Source organism: Brevundimonas mediterranea (genome assembly GCF_014196125.1).
Taxonomy (GTDB): domain Bacteria; phylum Pseudomonadota; class Alphaproteobacteria; order Caulobacterales; family Caulobacteraceae; genus Brevundimonas; species Brevundimonas mediterranea.
The window spans coordinates 1,469,390-1,489,089 of record NZ_JACIDA010000001.1; the positions used below are offsets into that span (position 1 = coordinate 1,469,390).

At 67.0% G+C, this 19,700-nt stretch carries 12 protein-coding genes; 6 read left to right on the plus strand and 6 right to left on the minus strand.

From position 1 onward, the window contains the following. Position 1: 1 nt before the first annotated feature. Positions 2-1,210, minus strand: a complete 1,209-nt coding sequence (locus GGR11_RS07375; protein ID WP_183196067.1) for an efflux RND transporter periplasmic adaptor subunit — start codon at positions 1,208-1,210, stop codon at positions 2-4. Between the two features lie 131 nt (positions 1,211-1,341). Here GGR11_RS07375 and GGR11_RS07380 point away from each other — a divergent pair, with 131 nt between their 5' ends. After that, the gene (locus GGR11_RS07380) at positions 1,342-1,950 is read left to right on the plus strand and encodes a TetR/AcrR family transcriptional regulator (RefSeq protein WP_183196068.1); all 609 of its coding nucleotides are present in this window, start codon (positions 1,342-1,344) and stop codon (positions 1,948-1,950) included. A 71-nt stretch (positions 1,951-2,021) separates the two neighbouring features. On the opposite strand, the gene GGR11_RS07385 is transcribed toward GGR11_RS07380, so the two are convergent. Both GGR11_RS07385 and GGR11_RS07390 read right to left on the minus strand, forming a co-directional pair. Then, complete coding sequence (locus GGR11_RS07385) at positions 2,022-3,296, minus strand: sugar MFS transporter (RefSeq protein ID WP_183196069.1); 1,275 nt, start codon at positions 3,294-3,296, stop codon at positions 2,022-2,024. 215 nt (positions 3,297-3,511) lie between these two features. Further along, the gene (locus GGR11_RS07390; RefSeq protein WP_221205102.1) at positions 3,512-6,343 is read right to left on the minus strand and encodes a TonB-dependent receptor; all 2,832 of its coding nucleotides are present in this window, start codon (positions 6,341-6,343) and stop codon (positions 3,512-3,514) included. A 286-nt stretch (positions 6,344-6,629) separates the two neighbouring features. Between GGR11_RS07390 and GGR11_RS07395 the strand changes: the two genes are divergently transcribed. Both GGR11_RS07395 and GGR11_RS07400 read left to right on the plus strand, forming a co-directional pair. After that, positions 6,630-8,450 (plus strand): alpha-amylase family glycosyl hydrolase, encoded by a 1,821-nt coding sequence (locus tag GGR11_RS07395; RefSeq protein WP_183196071.1) that lies wholly within the window; start codon positions 6,630-6,632, stop codon positions 8,448-8,450. After that, positions 8,447-10,081: an alpha-amylase family glycosyl hydrolase gene (locus tag GGR11_RS07400; protein WP_183196072.1), complete on the plus strand. Its 1,635-nt coding sequence runs from the start codon at positions 8,447-8,449 to the stop codon at positions 10,079-10,081. Before GGR11_RS07395 ends, GGR11_RS07400 begins: the two co-directional genes overlap by 4 nt. A 5-nt stretch (positions 10,082-10,086) precedes the next feature. Here the strand turns inward: GGR11_RS07400 and GGR11_RS07405 are convergent, their stop codons facing one another. Further along, entirely contained in the window at positions 10,087-11,100 is a 1,014-nt protein-coding gene (locus tag GGR11_RS07405; protein WP_221205103.1) for a LacI family DNA-binding transcriptional regulator, read from the minus strand. Positions 11,101-11,203: 103 nt separating this feature from the next. On the opposite strand from GGR11_RS07405, the gene GGR11_RS07410 reads away from it, so the two are divergent. The 3 genes from GGR11_RS07410 (at position 11,204) to GGR11_RS07420 (ending at position 17,351) form a co-directional block, all read left to right on the plus strand. Then, positions 11,204-13,270 (plus strand): glycoside hydrolase family 97 protein, encoded by a 2,067-nt coding sequence (locus GGR11_RS07410; RefSeq protein WP_183196073.1) that lies wholly within the window; start codon positions 11,204-11,206, stop codon positions 13,268-13,270. A 166-nt stretch (positions 13,271-13,436) separates the two neighbouring features. Next, entirely contained in the window at positions 13,437-14,972 is a 1,536-nt protein-coding gene (locus GGR11_RS07415; protein ID WP_183196074.1) for an MFS transporter, read from the plus strand. Between the two features lie 9 nt (positions 14,973-14,981). Continuing rightward, positions 14,982-17,351, plus strand: coding sequence for a glucan 1,4-alpha-glucosidase (locus GGR11_RS07420; RefSeq protein ID WP_183196075.1), 2,370 nt, complete (start codon positions 14,982-14,984; stop codon positions 17,349-17,351). Between the two features lie 62 nt (positions 17,352-17,413). Here the strand turns inward: GGR11_RS07420 and GGR11_RS07425 are convergent, their stop codons facing one another. Together GGR11_RS07425 and GGR11_RS07430 are read right to left on the minus strand one after the other, a co-directional pair. Then, entirely contained in the window at positions 17,414-18,109 is a 696-nt protein-coding gene (locus GGR11_RS07425) for a TorF family putative porin (RefSeq protein WP_183196076.1), read from the minus strand. Between the two features lie 90 nt (positions 18,110-18,199). Next, positions 18,200-19,549 (minus strand): ammonium transporter, encoded by a 1,350-nt coding sequence (locus tag GGR11_RS07430; RefSeq protein ID WP_183196077.1) that lies wholly within the window; start codon positions 19,547-19,549, stop codon positions 18,200-18,202. Positions 19,550-19,700: the final 151 nt, after the last annotated feature.

The following is a 19,700-nucleotide window of genomic DNA, read 5'->3' on the forward strand; positions in this document are numbered from 1 at the left end:
CTTAGTCGCCGGTGGAGAGGCTGCTGGCGAACGAGCCGGTCGAAGCCGGGGCCGCCTGGGTGACCGGCGCGTCCGACGCCTGTTCGGCGACGGGGGCGATACGGCCGTTCTTGGGGGTGACCTTGGAGCCCGGCTGGGCGGCGCGCTGGAGACCGGCGATGATCACGCGGTCGGTCGGGGCCAGGCCCGACTTGATGACGCGCAGGCCCTGGACGATCGGACCCAGCTGAACGGGCTTGGCCGTGACCGAACCGTCGGCGTTGACGACGGAGACGACGCGGCGCGACTGATCGGTGCCGATGGCGGTGTCCGGCACCAGCAGGGCGTCGTAGGAGCCGGCGCCCGCGACCTGGGCGCGGCCGAACAGGCCGGGACGCAGGAAGCCGTCGCCGTTCGGCACGATGGCGCGCATGCGGATGACGCCAGACGCGGTGTCCAGCGCATTGTCCGAGAAGTCCAGGCGGCCGGTGCGGGTGAAGCCGCTCTCATCCTGCAGGCGGATGCGGACCGGGGCGCCGTTGGCGGCGCCGCCGTCGCGCAGATACTTCAGCAGGACCGCTTCCGAACCGTCGAAGACGAAGTGGATGGGCCCGCCCGAGATGATGGTGGTCAGGATGTCGCCCGCCGACGAACCGCCGGCGACCAGATTGCCCGGATCGACCCGACGATCCGAGACGCGGCCGGAGGTCGGCGCCGTGACGCGGGTGTATTCCAGATCCAGCTGGGCCGTACGCACGGCGGCATTGGCGGCGGCGATATTGGCCACAGCCGCGTCGACGGCCGCCTTGTTGGAATCATACTCCGCCTTGGACACCGCCTGCGAGGCCAACAGGGTCTCGCTGCGGGCCAGGTTGGCGCGGGCCAGGGTCAGCTGCGACTGCATCTGGGCCACCTGGGCCTGAGCCTGGGCCAGAGCGGCCTGGGCCGGACGGGGGTCCAGGGTGAATAGCAACTGACCGCGCTGAACCATCTGGCCGTCGCGGAAGTGGACGGCCTGGACATAACCGCCGACGCGGGCGCGAACGTCCACGCTCTCGACCGCTTCGAAGCGGCCCGTGAATTCGTCCCAGTCCACCACCTGCTGCTGCAGCGGCGTGGCCACGGTTACGGGCGGGGCGCCGCCGGGCGCCTGGCCTTCGGCCTTGGGGGAACAACCATATAGCGCACCCGTCACCATGACGGACACGGCCGCAATCTTCAGCCCGCGCATCTGCGCAATCTCCCTGTCGGAGGTAAATCCCAGTCGTGCGGACATAGGCCGATGGGGAGTCGGCCTTGTCAACGCGTGGTGACTTAATGCGAGGCATCGTGACGCTTGTCAACAGGCGTTGACAAAGCCATATGTGTTCTACGGTTATTGTTCTGTGGAGTTTTGTCCCCTTGTTATGTCCCGGCCCCCGCCCGAGGAACGCCGCTGCAACCCGCACGGCCATCCTTGACGCTGCACGCGAAAGATTCGCGGCCGAGAGTTATGATGACGTGGGCATGCGCGACATCGCGCGGGACGTGGGGGTCGATGCGGCCCTGATCAGCCGGTATTTCGGCTCGAAGGATGATCTGTTCGTCGCCGCCCTGGACAGCTGCGGCGACGGCAGCGCCCTGATGCAGGGCGAAAAGGCTGATTTCGGCCGGCGCGTGGCCCACGAGATCGTCTTCGAGCCCAAGAAGGCCGAAAAGCTGAAGGGCATGTCGATCATGCTGCGCTCGATCGGTTCCGCCAAGGCGGCGGAAATGGTGCAGTCCAGTTGCACCCAGCGCTTCTTCGGTCCTCTGGAAGACTGGCTCAGCGGCCCGGACGCCACGGTGCGCGCGCGGCTGCTGGCGGGTTTCATCATGGGTATGTCGGTCAGCCGCGAACTGGGCGGCGGCACCTTCAATATCCAGCCGGCCGAGTGCGAAAAGATGCGCGACCGGCTAGCGCCGATCCTTCAGTCCCTGATCGACGGCTGAGAAGCCAGCGGAATTAGAGAAGGGCGCGGAGGTCTCCCTCCGCGCCCTTTGTCTTGTCCGACGACCCGCCTTTAGTGCGAGGCGGTCGTGGTCACTTCCGCCTTGGCCTTAGTGCGGGCGCAGGCGATGGCGAAGACGGTCAGGCCCACATAGCCCGCCATCGGCACCAGGAAGGCCGGCTGAAGCGCGCCGGCGGCGTCGGCGATACGCGCCGCCACCTGCGGCAGCAGGGCGCCGCCGATGATGCCGAAGACCAGCAGGCCCGACGTCGCCGAGGTCGGCGCCGTGGACCGCTCCAGCGTCAGGGTGAAGATGGTCGGGAACATGATCGAGTTGAACAGGCCGATCGACAGGACCGCATAGGCCGCCGTCGGTCCGCCGATCTGGCTGACCAGCAGGCAGAGCGCGGCCGCAGCGACGGTGCAGCAGGCCAGGACCACGCCGGGCGACACGCGCGACAGCACCCACGAGCCGATGAACCGGCCGACCATGGCGCCGCCCCAGTAGAGGGCGACCATCTTGCCCGCCGTCTCGATCGGGGCGTTCAGGATATCGGGGCTTTCCAGGAAGTTGGTCAGCATGCCGCCGATGGCCACTTCCGAACCGACATAGAGGAAGATCGCCAGGGCGCCAAAGATCGCCCAGGGCGAGGACAGGGCCTTCAGCGGCGAGACCGCCTCGGTCGCGGCCGGGGCCGCCACATTGATCTTCTTGCGGGCCGTGAAGATGAAGAAGGCCACGACGGCGAAGAAGGCGCCCATGCCCAGGAAGGCCATGTCGATGCTGCGCAGCGACTGGGTGCGGGTCGCGGCCGTGACCACGGCGCCCGCGGCGAAGACGCCCCCCGTCAGCAGGACGTGCGACCCCAGCCACGGCCCGACCGTGGTGCCCAGGGAGTTGAAGGCCTGCGACAGGTTCAGACGGCTGGATGCGCCCTTGCGGCTGCCCAGTTCGGCGACCAGCGGATTGGCCGCGACCTGAAGCAGGGTGACGCCCGAGGCGATCACGAACAGGGCGATCAGAACGCCGGGGTACCAGTCGGCGGCCGTGGCGGCCGGCACGATCAGACAGCCCGCCACCATGACCACCAGGGCGCCGATGATCGAACGGCTGTAGCCCAGCCGGCCCAGCACCGCCGCCGCCGGCAGGGACATCAGCCCATAGGCGATGAACCAGGCGAAGGTGGTCAGAAAGGCCTCGGCGTTGTTCAGATCGAACACCCGCTTCACCGCCGCGATCAGCGGGTCGATCAGCGAGGTGGCGAAGCCCCAGGCGAAGAAGAGCGTGGTGACATAGGCGAAGGCCAGGGTCGTACCCTGGCGCTTGGCGGCCTCTGGAGCGGACATGAATTCCCCCTGCGGATAGAACTAAGGACGGCCGCGCTTTCCCCGCGCGGTTCTGGTCGCCTTGGTTCGGGCATCGCGGACGCGCCGTCCAGCGGAAAAACACAGGCTGTAACCAAACTTGGGCGGCGGCGACCAGCGGCGGGGGCGATAGGCCAGGGCCAAAAAGAAAGGGCCGCCTCGTTTCCGGGGCGGCCCAAGTTTGCTCAGGGGAGAAATCAGAAGCGGTAGTTCATGCCCACCGCGAAGGTCCGGCCGTAGCTCTGATAATCGATGGTCCGGCGCTCATCGCCGTTCTCGAAGGTCTTGAACGGCTCGTCGGTCAGGTTGTTGACCTGGGCCAGGATCGACAGGCCTTCCAGGGGCCCCGACTGGAACTCGTAGCCCACCTGGGCGTCAACGACGGTTTCCGCCGCGACCGAGCGCAGGGTGCGGCCGTTGCCGAAGCCGGCGACCTCGCCCAGGAAGTCCGAACGGTAACGACCCGAGACGCGCGCCTGGAAACCGTAACGCTCATAGTAGAGCGTGCCGTTCATGACCGTCTCCGACAGGCCCGGCAGGGTGGTGGGCGGGTTGGCGGGATCCGGCTGGACCTCGCTGTCCGTCTGCGAGGCGCTGAACACGCCGCCGAATCCTTCCAGCGCCGGGTGGAAGATATCAAACGGCGCGGAGACCGAGAATTCCAGGCCCTTGATCCAGCCGCCGTCGCCGTTCTCAGGCGTGGTGAGAACACCTTCATTGATCACGGGCGTGACGCCGCCGGTCGGATAGCCGGTGAAATCGAACAGCACGCTGCGCGTGTAGACGTAGCTTTCCAGGTTTTTGTAGAAGGCCGCCAGCGAGACATAGCCCTTGCGGTTGGCGAAGTACTTCTCGAACGAGACGTCGACCACATCGGCGATGAAGGGCTTCAGCTCGGGATTTCCGCCGCCGCCCCCCCAGGGCGAGTTCTGGGTCGGCGTCGCATTTGCGTTGTTGTTGCCCGCGTTGAACGAGAAATTCCGCGAGGCGCGCATGTCGTCCATCCGCGGACGCGCCAGGGTGCGGGCGACAGCGAAGCGGGCGAACATGTCGTCGCCGACTTCCAGGATGAAGTTCGAGCTGGGCAGGATTTCCAGATATTCCGCGCCGCCGGTGAGCTCGGCGACGGCGGCCACGCCCTGGCTGATCTGCTGGGCCTCAAAGCCTTGTCCCTGCTGGTCGGTGTAGACGAACTGCATGCCGACGTTGCCGGTCAGCGGCAGGCCGAACAGATTGTGGTCGATGTTGGCGCGGACATAGGCGGTCGACACCTTTTCCGTCACTTCCCAGTTGCCGGCGGCGACGTCGGCGTTCGGGTTGCGCACCAGGTCCAGCAGACCGCTGTTGACCAGGCCCAGGGCGTCATAGCTGAGCACCTGAGAGATGCCGAGATAGCCCAGGTCGGTCGGCGCCAGCAGATATTCCGACGGCACGAACAGGTCCCCGCCGCCCGGGACGCCGAGGTAATACTGATCGTTGACGAAGCTCTTGCTGCGTTCCGAGTAGTTCACGCCGAAGTCGATCGACTTGAACGGGCTCTGGTGCAGGGTGCGGCTTGCGGTGAGACGGGCGGCCTTGATCTCGTCCTCGATGGACGGGGTGTTCATGTAGCCGACCTGGCCGCCGGGAATGACGTCCGAGCCCCAGCCCTGGGCGCTGGTGATGCGGATCAGGGTCGGATCGGCGTAGTCCAGCTGGCTGGTGAAGCGGGTGACGCCGTCGTCGGTCAGCTCGAAGCCCAGGGTATCCAGCGCGCCATTGATGTTACGGCCTGTCCCCCCGTTGGTTTCCAAGATGATGTCGTTCCGCTCGACCTTCGAATAGTTGACGTCCAGACCCAGGGTCCAGTCGTCGTTGGCGACGAACTCGGTGTTCCAGCCCAGGGCCGTGATGTTGCTGTCGCGCTTGTTCAGGTCGTTGCGGACGACGCCCTTGATGTTGTCCCAGGTGCCGGCGACGATCAGGCCGTCTTCGACCGTATAGCCAGGGCGCAGCGATGGGCCGGGACGGCAAACGTTGGGCGTGGCGACGTTGTTGGTGATCTGGCAGCCGCCCAGAACCGTGTTGGTACGTCCCGGGCTTTCCGCCAGACCGCCCCAGGCCAGCGGGAATTCGATGCCGCGCAGGACCTGAGTGTTCTTGAACTCGGAATAGAAGGCGTCGATCGTCGAGTGGATGCGGTCGTTCGGACGCCATTCCAGCACGCCCATATAGCCGTCGCGCTCCAGCTCAGACGACATGACATAGGGTTTGACGCCGCCGGTCAGCAGATTGCCATCGGAATAGTTCGGATAGCCCCAGGCGTTGAACCGCTCGGACTGATAGGGCGAGCTCATGTGGGCGTAGCCCAGGGCGACGCCCAGGGTCCCGTCCATGAACTGGTCGATGTAGGAGATTGTGTAGCGGTCGCCGCTGTCGGTCGTGCCCGAGTTCAGGGCGCCGATGTCGTTCCACTCGTGGCGATAGTTCACGGCGATGGCCTGCCGGCCATAGGCCAGGGGCCGGACGGTGCGCAGGTCGACGGTGCCGGCCAGGCCCTGGCCGACCAGGGCCGAATCCGGGGTCTTGTAGACGACGACGCTGCCCAGCAGTTCAGAGGGGAACTGGTCGAACTCGACACCGCGGTTGTCGCCGGTGGTGACAAGTTCGCGGCCGTTCAGCAGGGCGGTGGTGAAGTCCGGGCCGAGGCCGCGGATGGAGATCTGCTGGCTGCGACCGTCGAGGCGCTGCATGGTCACGCCCGGCAGGCGGGCCAGGGATTCGGCGATGGAGACGTCGGGCAGCTTGCCGATGTCCTCTGCCGAAATGACTTCCACGATAGAGGTGTTGTTGGCCTTGGCCGAGATCGAAGCCTCGATCGAGCGACGAATGCCGGTGACGACGATTTCGCCGACTTCCGCAGGCTGTTCGTCGGCCTGGGTCGTCGCTGCGGCGGTTTGCGCCTGGGCGCTGCTGACGGCCACGAGCGCGGCGGCGCCGAATGCGGCGCCCGACAGCAGGCGCACGCGCCGATTGAGACGTTGAGACATTGTCATCCTCCCTTGGGGCTGCCGCGATTCTGAATGTCGCAGCCGAAGCCTTCGCAAAAATATGCAAACATCGGGCATTCTTGCAAGCAGTTAATGTGAGGGGCGTAATTTCGCCCCACCCGAACCACCGCAAACAGCCCGCAATCCTTAGCTTGGCGGGAGAGTCGTGCCGATTACCTGCTGCAATGCAGCATTCTAATCCGCGTTGACAGGGGCCGTCTGGACTGCAAAATCTTGCAAATCGATCTGGAAGGCTTTGCACTTTCTGGACAGGGAGAACGACAGGATGACCCTCGCCCGACAATGGAAGACCCCGGCGCGCGCCATGATCGCGGCGGCGGCGCTGTTCGCCTCGACCTCTCCCCTGCCCGTCCACGCCCAGTCGGTCGCGCCGGACGTCCTGACCGCCCTGCGCCAGCGCCCGCCCCAGGACGAGGTCATCTATTTCCTGCTGCCCGACCGTTTCGCCAACGGCGATCCCTCGAACGACCATGGCGGCTATGCGCCCGAGCGGCTGAAGAGCGGCTTCGACCCGTCCGACACCGATTTCTACCACGGCGGCGATCTGGCCGGCGTGACCCAGAGGCTGGACTATATCCAGGGCCTGGGCGCCACCGCGGTGTGGCTTGCGCCCATCTTCAAGAACAAGCCGGTCCAGTCGCACGGCAACTACACGGGTGCGGCGCACCACGGCTATTGGATCACCGACTTCACGGCTGTCGATCCGCATTTCGGCGACGAGTCGGCGATGCGCGCCCTGGTCGATGCGGCCCATGCGCGGGGCATGAAGGTCTATCTGGACATCGTCGCCAACCACACGGCGGACGTGATCCGCTATCGCGAGTGCCCGGACCGGCCCTGCGAATACCGCAGCCGGGCCGACTATCCCTACACCCGTCGCGGCGGGCTGGACGGGGCGGCGATCAACGCGGGTTTCGACGGGCGGGACTTCTCGCGCCTGACCCGGCCCGACTACGCCTATACGCCCTATGTCCCGGCGGGCGAGGAGAAGGCCAAGGTTCCGGCCTGGCTGAACGACCCGATCCATTATCATAACCGGGGCGACAGCACGTTTGCGGGCGAGAGCTCGCTGGACGGGGACTTCGCCGGCCTGGACGATCTGCTGACCGAGGATCCGGTCGTGATCCAGGGCATGATCGACGTCTTCGGCGGCTGGATCGACAAGTACGGGATCGACGGCTACCGCATCGACACCGCCCGCCACGTGAACCCCGAGTTCTGGCAGGCCTTCATCCCCGCCATGCTGGAGCGGGCGCGGGCCAAGGGAATCCCGAACTTCCACATCTTCGGCGAGGTCTATGACCACGACCCGGCGGTCACGGCGCGCTTCACGCGGGTGGACGGCTATCCCGCCGTGCTGGACTTCCCCTTCCAGAAGACGGCAGTGGACGTCGCCTCGGGCAAGACGGGGACCGACATCCTGGCCAAGCTGTTCGCCGCCGACGCCATCTACGCCAAGGGGGCGGACACGGCCGCCATCCTGCCGACCTTCCTGGGCAACCACGATATGGGCCGGGTCGGCTTCTTCGTGAAACAGGCCAATCCGGACGCGGGCGAGGCCGAAATCCTGGCGCGGGTGAAACTGGCCCACGCCCTGATGATGTTCAGCCGCGGCGTGCCGACCCTGTACTACGGCGACGAACAGGGCTTCGCCGGCGCCGGCGGTTACGGGAACTCGCGCCAGGACATGTTCGCCAGCCAGACGGCCGTCTATGCGGCGGAGCAACCCATCGGCGGTCGCCAGCCGGCCTATTCGACTGAAGCCCCCCTCTACACGGCCATTGCCGAGATGGCCCGGATCCGCGCTGCGGAACCGGCGCTGCGCCACGGCCGTCAGGTCGTCCGCGCCGCCGACGACGCGCCGGGCCTGTTCGCCCTGTCCCGCCTCGACGAGACCGGCGGAGAGACCCTGGTCCTGTTCAACACCTCGACCACCGCCGTCACCGCACAGGTTGAGGTGGAGCCCGCATCGCTACGGTGGCAAGCTGTTCGCGGCGACTGCGCGGCCGAGGCCTCGGCGCCGGCCAGCTACGCCGTCCGCATCGCCCCTCTCGACTATCTGATCTGCAAGAGCACGCCCAAGTGAACGCCCACACCCTCGACCTCGCGACCGCCGCCCAGCCGGCGACCGCCCACACTGAATGGTGGCGGGGTGCGGTGCTGTACCAGATCTATCCCCGCAGCTTCGCCGATGCGAACAACGACGGAGTGGGCGACCTGAAGGGGATCACCCAGCATCTGGACCATGTCGCCTCGCTGGGCGTGGACGGGATCTGGCTGTCGCCCTTCTTCACCTCGCCGATGAAGGACTTCGGCTATGACGTCGCCGACTATTGCGACGTCGATCCGATCTTCGGGACCCTGGCCGATTTCGACTCCCTGGTGGCCCGCGCCCATGCGCTGGGCCTGAAGGTGGTAATCGACCAGGTCTTCTCGCATACCTCGGACGAGCATCCGTGGTTCCTGGACAGCCGCGCGTCGCGCAGCGGGCCGCACGCCGACTGGTACGTCTGGGCCGACGCCAAGCCGGACGGCTCGCCGCCGTCGAACTGGCAGTCGGTGTTCGGCGGTCCGGCCTGGACCTGGAACGCCCGGCGCGGCCAGTACTATATGCACAACTTCCTGGCCTCCCAGCCTCAGTTGAACGTGCGCAATCCGGCGGTTCAGGACGCCCTGATCGCGGCGGCCCGCTTCTGGCTGGACCGAGGGGTGGACGGCTTCCGGCTGGACGCCATCAATTTCTCCATCCACGACCTGAAGCTGACCGACAATCCGCCGATCAACGACGGCAAGAAGCGCACCCGTCCGTTCGACTTCCAGGACAAGATCAATAATCAGAGCCAGCCCGAGATCATCGGCTTCCTGAACCGGATCCGCACCCTGACCGACAGCTACGAGGGCCGGTTCACCGTCGCCGAGGTCGGCGGCGACCATGCCGACCGTGAGATGAAGGAATACACCGCCGGGACCGACCGCCTGCACTCGGCCTATGGCTTCCTGTATCTCTACGCCGATGCGCTGAAGAGCGAACTGGTCGCGCAGGGCGAGACCATGTGGCCGGACCAGCAGGGCGAAGGCTGGCCGTCCTGGACCTTCTCGAACCACGACGCGCCGCGCGCCGTGTCGCGCTGGGCCCAGGGCCGGGATCGCAAGGCCTTCGCCGAGATGGCCCTGTTGCTGCTGGTCTGCCTGCGCGGGAACGTCTTCGTCTATCAGGGCGAGGAACTGGGCCTGCCCCAGGCCGAGGTGCCGTTCGAGCGGCTGGTCGATCCCGAGGCTATCGCCAACTGGCCCGAGACCCTGGGCCGCGACGGCGCCCGCACCCCCATGCCCTGGCATGCGGACCAGACCAACGCCGGCTTCTCCACCGTCGAGCCCTGGCTGCCGGTCGATTCCCGCCACCTGCCGCTGGCGGTGGACGCGCAGGAGGCCGATCCGGCCTCGACCCTGCAGGTCGCGCGCGAGGTCATCCGCCTGCGTCATCAGCATCCGGCCCTACGCTATGGCGGAATGGAGCTGATCGAGACGCCGGGCCTGCTGGTGTTCGAACGCCAGGAGCGGGGCGGCTCGCACGAACGGCTGCTGTGCGTCTTCAACCTGGGCCACGACACAGTGCGCTGGAGCCCGCCAGCCGGGGCGACGCAGATCGAGGCGATCAACTTCGCCGGCGGCGACACCCTGCCCCCGCTCGCCGGACGGGTCTTCAGACTGGCATGAGCCGGTCAGCCGCCACAGGTCTCGCGAACGATCAGATCGGTGGGAACGCGTTCCGACCGACCGGCGGTCGCGCCCCCGTGGTCCAGCAGTTTGGACACCATCAGCCGACCCGCCTTCATCGTGTCCTGGGCGATGGTGGACAGGGCCGGGCGCGAGTAGCGGCTGAAGGGCACATTGTCGAAGCCGATCACCGAGACGTCGCCGGGAACGGTCAGACCGGCGTGTTCCAGCGCCCGCACCGCGCCCAGGGCGATCTGGTCGGAGGCCGCCACTACGCCGTCGAACCGCACGCCCCGGCGAACCAGGGCGTCCACGGCCGCCTCGGCGGACTCGACCTCGAAATGGGCGGGGACGATCAGTTCGGCGTCGACCGACAGACCCGCCGCCTCCAGCGCCTCCAGATAGCCCCGGTGCCTCTGCATCGACTCGGGCGGATCCAGATCGCCCAAGAACACGATCCGCGTGCGCCCCAGCCGCGCCAGATGCGAGGTCGCGCGGCGACCGCCCGAGAAGTTGTCGGAGCCGATGGAGCAGTAATCCTGTTCCGGCAGATCGGCGCCCCAGACCACGAACCGATGATCGCCGGCCGCCAGCCGGTTGAAGGCGCCGTGCAGGCTGGACTGGCCCAGGAAGATCACGCCGTCGGCGCGGCTGGTGTTCATCGCCGCCGCCAGCTCGTCATAGGTGGCGGGCGAGATATGGCTCATCAGCAGGTCGCAGCCGCGTTCGCGCGCCGCCTCGCCCACCCCGGCCAGAAGCTCCAGGAAGAAGGGGTCGGAGATCCGGCCTTCCCGCCCCTGAGGCCGCGGCGTCACCAAGGCGATCGTGCCCTGGGCCCCGATCGGGCCGGCGGGCATGTAGCGGCGGAACGGGTAGTCGTGCTCCTTCGCCAGCTTCCAGATCAGCTGTTTGGTGCGGTCGTTGACGGCGGGGCTGTCGTTCAGCGCCCGCGAGGTGGTGGCGACCGACACCCCGGCCAGGCGCGCGATGTCTTCAAGTCGAGTGGTCTTGCGGCTCAAGGTCGCGGGTCCCCAGCACAGTCTGTTCTGACTGCAAATTTTTCTGCAAACATTTCAGCCACCGTTCGCGGCGGTTGGCAAGAGGCGGCGTAACGGAGTTCCCATGATGAAGCGTAGATCCTTCCTGGCCCTCGGCGGCGCCTCGATCCTGGCCTTTGGCGCGACGGGCGTTCGCGCCCAGACCACGCCGACCCACGCCCGCGCCAGCTCGCCCGGCGGCGTCCTGACGGTCGAGGCCTTCACCGACAACGACGGCCGGCCGATGTACGCCGTCCTGCGTCAGGGCCGGATGGTCGTCGCCCCGTCGAAGCTGGGCTTCCTGCTGACCGACGCCCCGGCGCTGGAGCGCGGTCTGGCCCTCACCGCCGGCCAGCCCGTGACGGTGGACGAGACCTGGGAGCAGCCGTGGGGCGAGCGCCGGTTCATCCGCAACCACTACAACGAATGGCGGGTCAGCTACGCCGAGACCGCCGGCCTGCAACGCCGCGTGGACGTGGTGTTCCGCCTGTATGACGACGGCCTGGGCTTCCGCTACGAGTTCCCGGACCAACCCGCGCTGAAGACGGTCCGCATCGGTTCGGAGATCACCGAGTTCAACCTGGCCGAGGACGGCGAGGCCCTGTGGTGCCCGGCCTGGGAATGGAACCGCGAGGAATATCTCTACAGCCGCACGCCGATCAGCGCGGTCGGCAGCGCCCAGACGCCGATGACGGTCAAGGGTCAGTCGGGCCTGCATGTCTCGATCCACGAGGCGGCCTGCGTCGACTACGCCGGGATGAACCTGCGGCGGTCTGAGGAGACGAAGTTCCGCGCCCAGCTGACGCCCGGCCTGACCAACGCCGCCGTGGTGCGCCAGGCGCCGTTCCATACGCCTTGGCGGACGCTGCAGGTGTCGGACACCGCGGCGGGCCTGATCGAGTCCAGCCTGATCCTGAACCTGAACGAACCCAACAAGCTGGGCGACGTGTCCTGGTTCAAGCCGATGAAATATGTCGGCGTCTGGTGGGAGATGCACCTGGAGCTGAAGAGCTGGAACTCCGGCCCCAAGCACGGCGCCACCACCGAGAACGCGATCAAACACATCGACTTCGCGGCCCAGCACGGCTTCGGCGGGGTTCTGGTCGAAGGCTGGAACAAGGGCTGGGACGGCCAGTGGTTCGCCAATGGTTCGGACTTCAGCTTCACCGAGGCCTATCCGGACTTCGATCTGGAACGGGTCACGACCTATGCCGCCTCCAAGGGCGTGCAGTTGATCGGCCACCACGAGACGGGCGGCAACGCCTTCCACTATGAGCAGCAGCTCGAAGCGGCGATGGCGCTGTACGGCCGCCTGGGCGTCCATTCGGTCAAGACCGGCTATGTGGCGGATGCGCAAGGCGCCCGCGTCGCCGGACCGGACGGCCAGATGGTCATGGCCTGGCACGAGAGCCAGGCGATGGCCCAGCACCACATGAAAGTCGTCGAGGCGGGCGCCCGGCACAAGGTGGCGATCAACGCCCACGAGCCGTTCAAGGACACCGGCCTGCGCCGCACCTATCCGAACATCATCAGCCGCGAAGGCCAGCGCGGTATGGAATATTCGGCCTGGGGCAATCCGGGCAATCCGCCCGAGCATGAGCCGAACCTGGTCTTCACCCGCCTGCTGGCCGGGCCGATGGACTACACCCCCGGCATCTTCGGCATGGAGACGCGCAGCCCCGGCGGCGTGCAGACGACCTGGGCCAAGCAACTGGCCCTCTATGTCGTCATCTACAGCCCGATCCAGATGGCCGCCGACCTGCTGGCCAACTACGAGGCCAATCCGGCGCCCTTCCAGTTCATCAAGGACGTGCCTTGCGACTGGGCCGAGACCCGGGTGCTGGCGGCCGAGATCGGCGACTATGTCGCCATCGCGCGCAAGGACCGGGCGTCGGACGTCTGGGCCCTGGGCGCCGTCACCGACGAGCATCCGCGCGTCTTGACCGCCCACCTCGACTTCCTGGACGACGGTCGCCGCTATCGCGCGGAGATCTACCGGGACGGGCCGGACGCCGACTATCGCGGCAAGCGCGAGGACATCGTCATCGAGCAGCGCGAGGTCACGTCGGCGGACACGCTGACGCTGGCGCTGGCGCCCGGCGGCGGGCAGGCGATCCGCTTCGTGCCGCTGGGCCGGAGCCGTCGTCGATGAGCGGCATTCAGACCCTCTCCCGCTTGCGGGAGAGGTGGCCCGTCGATCGCGAAGCGATCCAGGGTCGGAGAGGGAAGTCTTCTGATGAAAGAGGACACTTCCCCCATCGTCAGGCGTGTCGCTTCGCGCCACGGCCTGACACTTCCCCCGCAAGCGGGGGAAGGTCATGACAATCCTCGCCCACCGCCCGCGCCTGTCCGGCCTGGCGATCTGGAACATGTGCGTCGGCTTCTTCGGCATCCAGATCGGCTTCGGTCTGCAGAACGCCAACACCAGCCGGATCTTCCAGACCCTGGGCGCCGAGGTCGACAGTCTGGCGATCCTCTGGATCGCCGCGCCGCTGACCGGCCTGCTGGTCCAGCCGATCATCGGCCATTTCAGCGACCGGACCTGGACCCGGTTCGGGCGCAGGCGTCCCTATTTTCTGGTCGGCGCCATAGCCACCACCCTGGCCCTGATCGCCATGCCCAACAGTCCCGGCCTGTGGTTCGCCGCGGCCATGCTTTGGATCATGGACGCCTCGATCAATATCACCATGGAGCCGTTCCGCGCCTTCGTCGGCGACAATCTGCCGGAAGAGCAGCGCACCGCCGGCTATGCGATGCAGAGCTTCTTCATCGGCGCCGGCGCGGTGTTCGCCTCAGTCCTGCCGTGGCTGCTGTCGAACGTCTTTAACATCACCTCGACGGCCGAGGCCGGCGTCGTGCCCCTGTCGGTCAAGATCGCCTTCTATGTCGGCGCCGCCGGCCTGTTCTCGGCCGTGCTGTGGACCGTGCTGAGCACCAGGGAATACAGCCCCGAACAGATCGCCGCCTTCGAGCGCGCCAAACAGGCGGCCCTGGGCGCGCCTGCCGACGACGGCCCCGAGGCGCCGGCGCGCAGCGTTCAGGGCTGGATGACGTCGGGCCTGGTCTGCGCCGTGCTGGGGGGCCTGGGTTTCGTGCTGATCGGCGCGCTGAACCTGGAGAAAGAGCTGCTGGTCCTGGCCGGTTTCTTCGCCGGTTTTGGGCTGCTGCAGATCGCGGTCGGCATGATGCAACGCCGCCAGATCGTCAACGCCGCCACCGAGATCCTGAACGACATCTTCCGCATGCCCGAGACGATGCGGGGTCTCGCGGTGGTCCAGTTCTTCAGCTGGTTCGCCCTGTTCGCCATGTGGATCTACACCACCGCCGCCGTCACCCGTGTCCATTACGGCACGACCGACACGACCTCGGCCGCCTATGCCGCCGGGGCCGACTGGGTCGGGGTTCTGTTCGGGGTCTATAACGGCGTGGCGGCCCTGGCGGCCTTCACCCTGCCGGTCCTGGCCAAGCGCATCGGCCGCAAGGCGACCCACGCCCTGATGCTGTTGCTGGGCGCGGCGGGCCTGTTCGGGGTGTTCGTCATCCGTGATCCGGGCCTGCTGTGGCTGCCGATGATCGGCGTCGGCTTCGCCTGGGCCTCGATCGTCTCCATGCCCTACGCCATCCTGTCGGCGGCGGTGCCGGATCGGAAGATGGGCGTCTATATGGGCGTCTTCAACATCTTCATCGTCGTGCCGCAGCTGCTGGCCGCCACCGTCCTCGGCCTGATCCTGAAGACCCTATTCGACGGCCAGGCCATCTGGGCCCTGGTGCTCGGCGCCGTCTCCTTCGTGCTGGCGGCGGCGAGCGCCCTGCTGGTGCGCGAATATTCCCCCTCCCCCACGCCCAACCCGTGAGGCTTCTCCATGCGTAAGTTCAAAACCCTTTGCCTGGCCGGCGCCGCCGGTCTCGCCGTCGCCTCGGCCGCGTCGGCCCAGTCGGTCGCGTCAGGCGCCCCGGGTGATCTGCCCACCTGGTCCAGCGCCGCCAAGACCGGCGCCGGCGCGTCCTACGAAGCCTATGTCGACGGTCAGTATCGCGACGGCGGCCCGACCGGGTCGGTGTCCAAGGTCTGGTTCTCCATCGCCGACGGGGTCCTGACCGAGACCATGTACGGCCTGATCCACGAGGCCCAGATCAAGGCGCTTCGCTTCGCCGTCGTCACGCCGGATGGTCTGGCGCTGGAAGGCGACGACACCACGGCCAAGACCGAATACCTGCACGTGGACGCCGAGGGGCGCCCGCTGTCCCCCGCCTACAAGGTCACGACCCGCGACAAGGCCGGCCGGTTCGAGATCGAGAAGCGCATCTTCACCGACCCTGACCGCAACGCCCTGGTGCTGCGGGTCGTCATCACGGCCCTGAGCGGCGAGGCCACGCCCTATCTGCTGCTGGAGCCGCACATCGCCAACACCGGGGTGGATGACCGCGGCGCCGTCACGCCCCAGGGCTTCCACGCCTGGGAGGGAGACACGCATCTGGTGCTGAAGCCCAGCGAGGCCTTCGCCGCCGCCAGCGTCGGCTTCGTCGGCACCTCGGATGGCCTGACCGATCTGAAGGACGGCAAGCTGGACTGGACCTACGCCTCGACCGGCGAGACCGCCGGCAACACGATGATGACCGGCGCCCTGCCGACCCTGCGCATGGGCCAGAGCCTCAGCCGCGACTTCGTCATCGGCTTCGGCGATAGCGAGGCGGCGGCCCAGGCGGCGGCGGACGGCGCCTTCGCGACCGGACTGGACGAGGTGCTGGCCCGCTTCAACGGCGAGGGCGAGCGCGCCGGTTGGGAGGACTATGTCGCCTCCCTGACCGAACTGCCCCGCATCGCCGAACAGTCGACCGACGGGGGCAAGCTGGCCTATGCCTCGGCCCTGATGCTGAAGGTGCAGGAGGACCGCACCCACGCCGGCGCCCTGATCGCCTCGCTGTCGAACCCGTGGGGCGACACGGTGGACGCGTCGAAATCCTCGACCGGCTACAAGGCGGTCTGGCCGCGCGACTTCTATCAGGTGGCCATGGCCCTGGCGGCCCTGGGCGACAAGGAGACGCCGCTGGCGGCCTTCAACTATCTGCCGCAGGTCCAGGTCGGACCGAACACCCCCGGCAATACCGGCGTCGGCGGCTGGTTCCTGCAAAAGACCCACGTCGACGGCGAACTGGAGTGGGTCGCGGTTCAGCTGGACCAGACGGCTATGCCGATCATGCTGGGCTATCGTCTGTGGAAGATGGGCTGGCTGTCCGACGCGGAAATGGCCGACCATTATCGATCCATGCTGAAGCCGGCGGCCGACTTCCTGGTCGACGGCGGCAAGGTCGGGCTGTTGTGGAACGACGCCGAGATCAAGCCGCCCTTCACCCAGCAGGAACGTTGGGAAGAGCAACAGGGCTATTCCCCGTCCAGCACCGCCGCCCTGGTCGCTGGCCTGACGGTCGCCGCCGAGATGGCCCGCGCTTCGGGCGATGCGACGGGCGCGACCCGCTATCAGATCGCCGCCGACAGCTATGCGTCCAAGATCGAGGACCGGATGTTCACCACCAACGGCGACTTCGGCGACGGTCGCTATTTCATCCGCATCACCCAGAACGAGAACCCCAACGACAAGGCCCCGATCGGCGCCGCCAACGGCCAGATCGCCCCGGCCGAGGACCGGGTGGTGGACGGCGGCTTCCTGGAACTGGTCCGCTATGGCGTGCGCAAGGCCGACGATCCGCACATCCTGTCCACCCTGCCCGTCTATGACGATCAGTCGCTGGAGCCGCTGTACCGCGTTCGCTACGACTTCGGCCCCGAGGGCGACAAGACGCCGGGCTGGCGTCGTTACGGCGTCGACGGCTATGGCGAGGATCATCTGACGGGCGCCAACTACGGCGTCGGCGGCGAGATGAGCCCGGGCCAGCGCGGCCGGGTCTGGCCTTTCTTCACCGGCGAGCGCGGTCACTATGAGCTGGCCCGCGTCAGCGTGAACGGCGCGCCCTCGGCGGCCGACATCGCCGCCATCCGCCAGACCTATGTGCGCGGCATGGAGCGGTTCGCCAACGACGGCCTGATGCTGGCCGAACAGGTGTGGGACGGCGTCGGTGACCCGACCACGCATGAGTACTCGACCGGTCAGAACACGGACTCGGCCACGCCCCTAGCCTGGACCCATGCGGAATATCTGAAGCTGCTACGGTCGCTGGCCGACGGCAAGGTCTGGGACCTGTACGACCCGGTCGCAAGCCGCTACGCCCGCTAAAGAAAAAGGCCCCGGAGATCGCTCTCCGGGGCCTTATTCCTAGATCACCGAGAGATCTGGGATCAGAAGGTCAGCTTGACACCTGCGACAACCCGATCGTAGGCGCCGGCGACGCCCTTCACATCGGTGTCGTGGTAGCGGACGTCGATGGCCAGGTTGTCGGTCAGGGCGTAGGAAACGCCAGCGTTCCAGGTCGCATAGTCGTCGGTGACGTCCAGCCACTGCTGGCCGATGGCGCCCGAGACCGTCCACTTATCAGCAGGGCTGAAGGACCCGTTGATTTCAGCATAGGTCGCAGCTTCGTCCACGCCGAAGAAGTCCGGCGAATAATAGACGGCGGCGCCGACCGTGGCGGGTCCGACGGCGCGCGAGGCGGCCGCCTTGAACTCTGCGTAGTTGTAGTCGGCCCCGTCCGGTGCGCCGGCGTACAGATAGCCGATCACGCCGAAGTCGAGGGCGAAGCCGGCGGCCTCGGTGCGATAGCCGCCATAGATGTCGAACTCGGCATCCGTATCGTCGCCGAAATCAACGTTCGAGGCCCAGGCGCCGGCGTAGAAGCTTCCGGCGGTCAGATCGACGCCGCCCTGGATGGCGGGGTCTTCGGCCGTCTGGCTGAAGCCGCGGAACACATAGTCGGACACAACGCCGGCGTTGAAGGCGACGTCGATGTCGCTCTGCGCCGAGGCGGGCGCCGCCAGGCCGATCAGGCCGGTGGCGAGAGCGGCCGCAGCAGCGGAACGGAAGAATCCAAACTTCATAGTCATATCCCCTTGATTATATTTGTTTCTATTAAGCCGAGACAGGCCCGGCAGACGGGACGCGGCCGGCGGAGCCGCGTCCAGATCGCATTAGTGGTCCAGGCTCTCGCCGTGCAGCGAGGTGTCCAGACCGGCGGCTTCTTCCGCCTCGCTCACGCGCAGGCCCGTGGTGAACTTGCAGATGACGAGGATGATGAAGGTGCCGACCGCGCTGTAGGCGATGGTCCAGGCCAGACCGAGGGCCTGGGCGCCGACATTGGCGCCTTCCGACAGGCTGTTGATCGCGGTGGTCGCGAACACGCCGGTCAGCAGGGCGCCGATCAGACCGCCGGCGCCGTGGATGCCGAAGGCGTCCAAGGAGTCGTCGTAGCGCAGCAGTTTCTTGATCCAGACCGACGAGATATAGCAGACCGGTCCGGCGATCAGGCCGATGATGACCGCGCCCTTGGGATCGACGAAGCCGGCAGCCGGGGTGATGGCGACCAGACCGGCGACCACGCCCGACAGCATGCCGATCAGCGAGACCTTCTTCTTCTCGATCAGTTCGATGATCTTCCAGGTCAGGGCGGCGGCGGCGGCGGCCAGGACGGTGTTCAGCAGGGCGACGCCCATCAGTTCGTTCGCAGCGCCCGCCGAGCCGGCGTTGAAGCCGATCCAGCCGACGAGCAGCAGCGAGGCGCCGATCATGGTCAGCACCGGGTTGTGGGCGATGATCGGCTCGGCGCCATAGCCCTTCCGACGACCCAGGAAGATGGCGCAGACCAGCCCCGCGACGCCCGAGTTGACGTGAACGACCGCGCCGCCGGCGAAGTCCAGCACGCCGGCGGCGCCGAGGAAGCCGCCGCCCCACACCCAGTGACAGATGGGCGAGTAGACCAACAGCGACCACAGGGCCGTGAACAGCAGCAGACCCGAATATTTCATCCGCTCGGCGAAGGCGCCGGTGACCAGGGCCGGGGTGATGATGGCGAAGGTCATCTGGAAGGCGATGAACAGATATTCGGGAATGCCGGTCAGCAGGGTGTTCGCCGTGCCCAGGGTCACGCCGTTCAGGAACAGCATATCCAGGCCGCCCACATAGGGCTGAAGCGCGGCGTCAGGGTTGGCGCCGAAGGCGATGCTGTAGCCGGCGATGAACCAGACCAGCGAGACGACGGCGAAGACGCCGACCGACTGGGTGATGGTGGCGATGACGTTCTTGCGGCGCACCATGCCGCCGTAGAACAGGGCCAGACCCGGCAGGGTCATCAACAGGACCAGAGCGGTCGAGGTGCCCAGCCAGGCCGTGCCGGCGCCGTCCAGTTCCAGCACCGACTGGTGCGCCAGCAGCGCCGGCGCCGCCTCGGGCGTCTGGGCGAAGGCGCCGCCCGCATAGAATAGACCAATGGTCAGAAGCAGGAGCGCGGCGGCTCCCGGAAGTCGATTCCAGACACGCGACATGAGCAAAAATCCCCCTTAGCAATCTCGCAGATGCGAAGGTTTTACTGCAATCGCTTCCAACGCAAGGGGCTTGACCGCAAACGGTGCAACTTTCTTGCAACGGTCATTCAAGAAAAGTTAAGGCTCGCATGATTTTTGCATCATGCGAGCC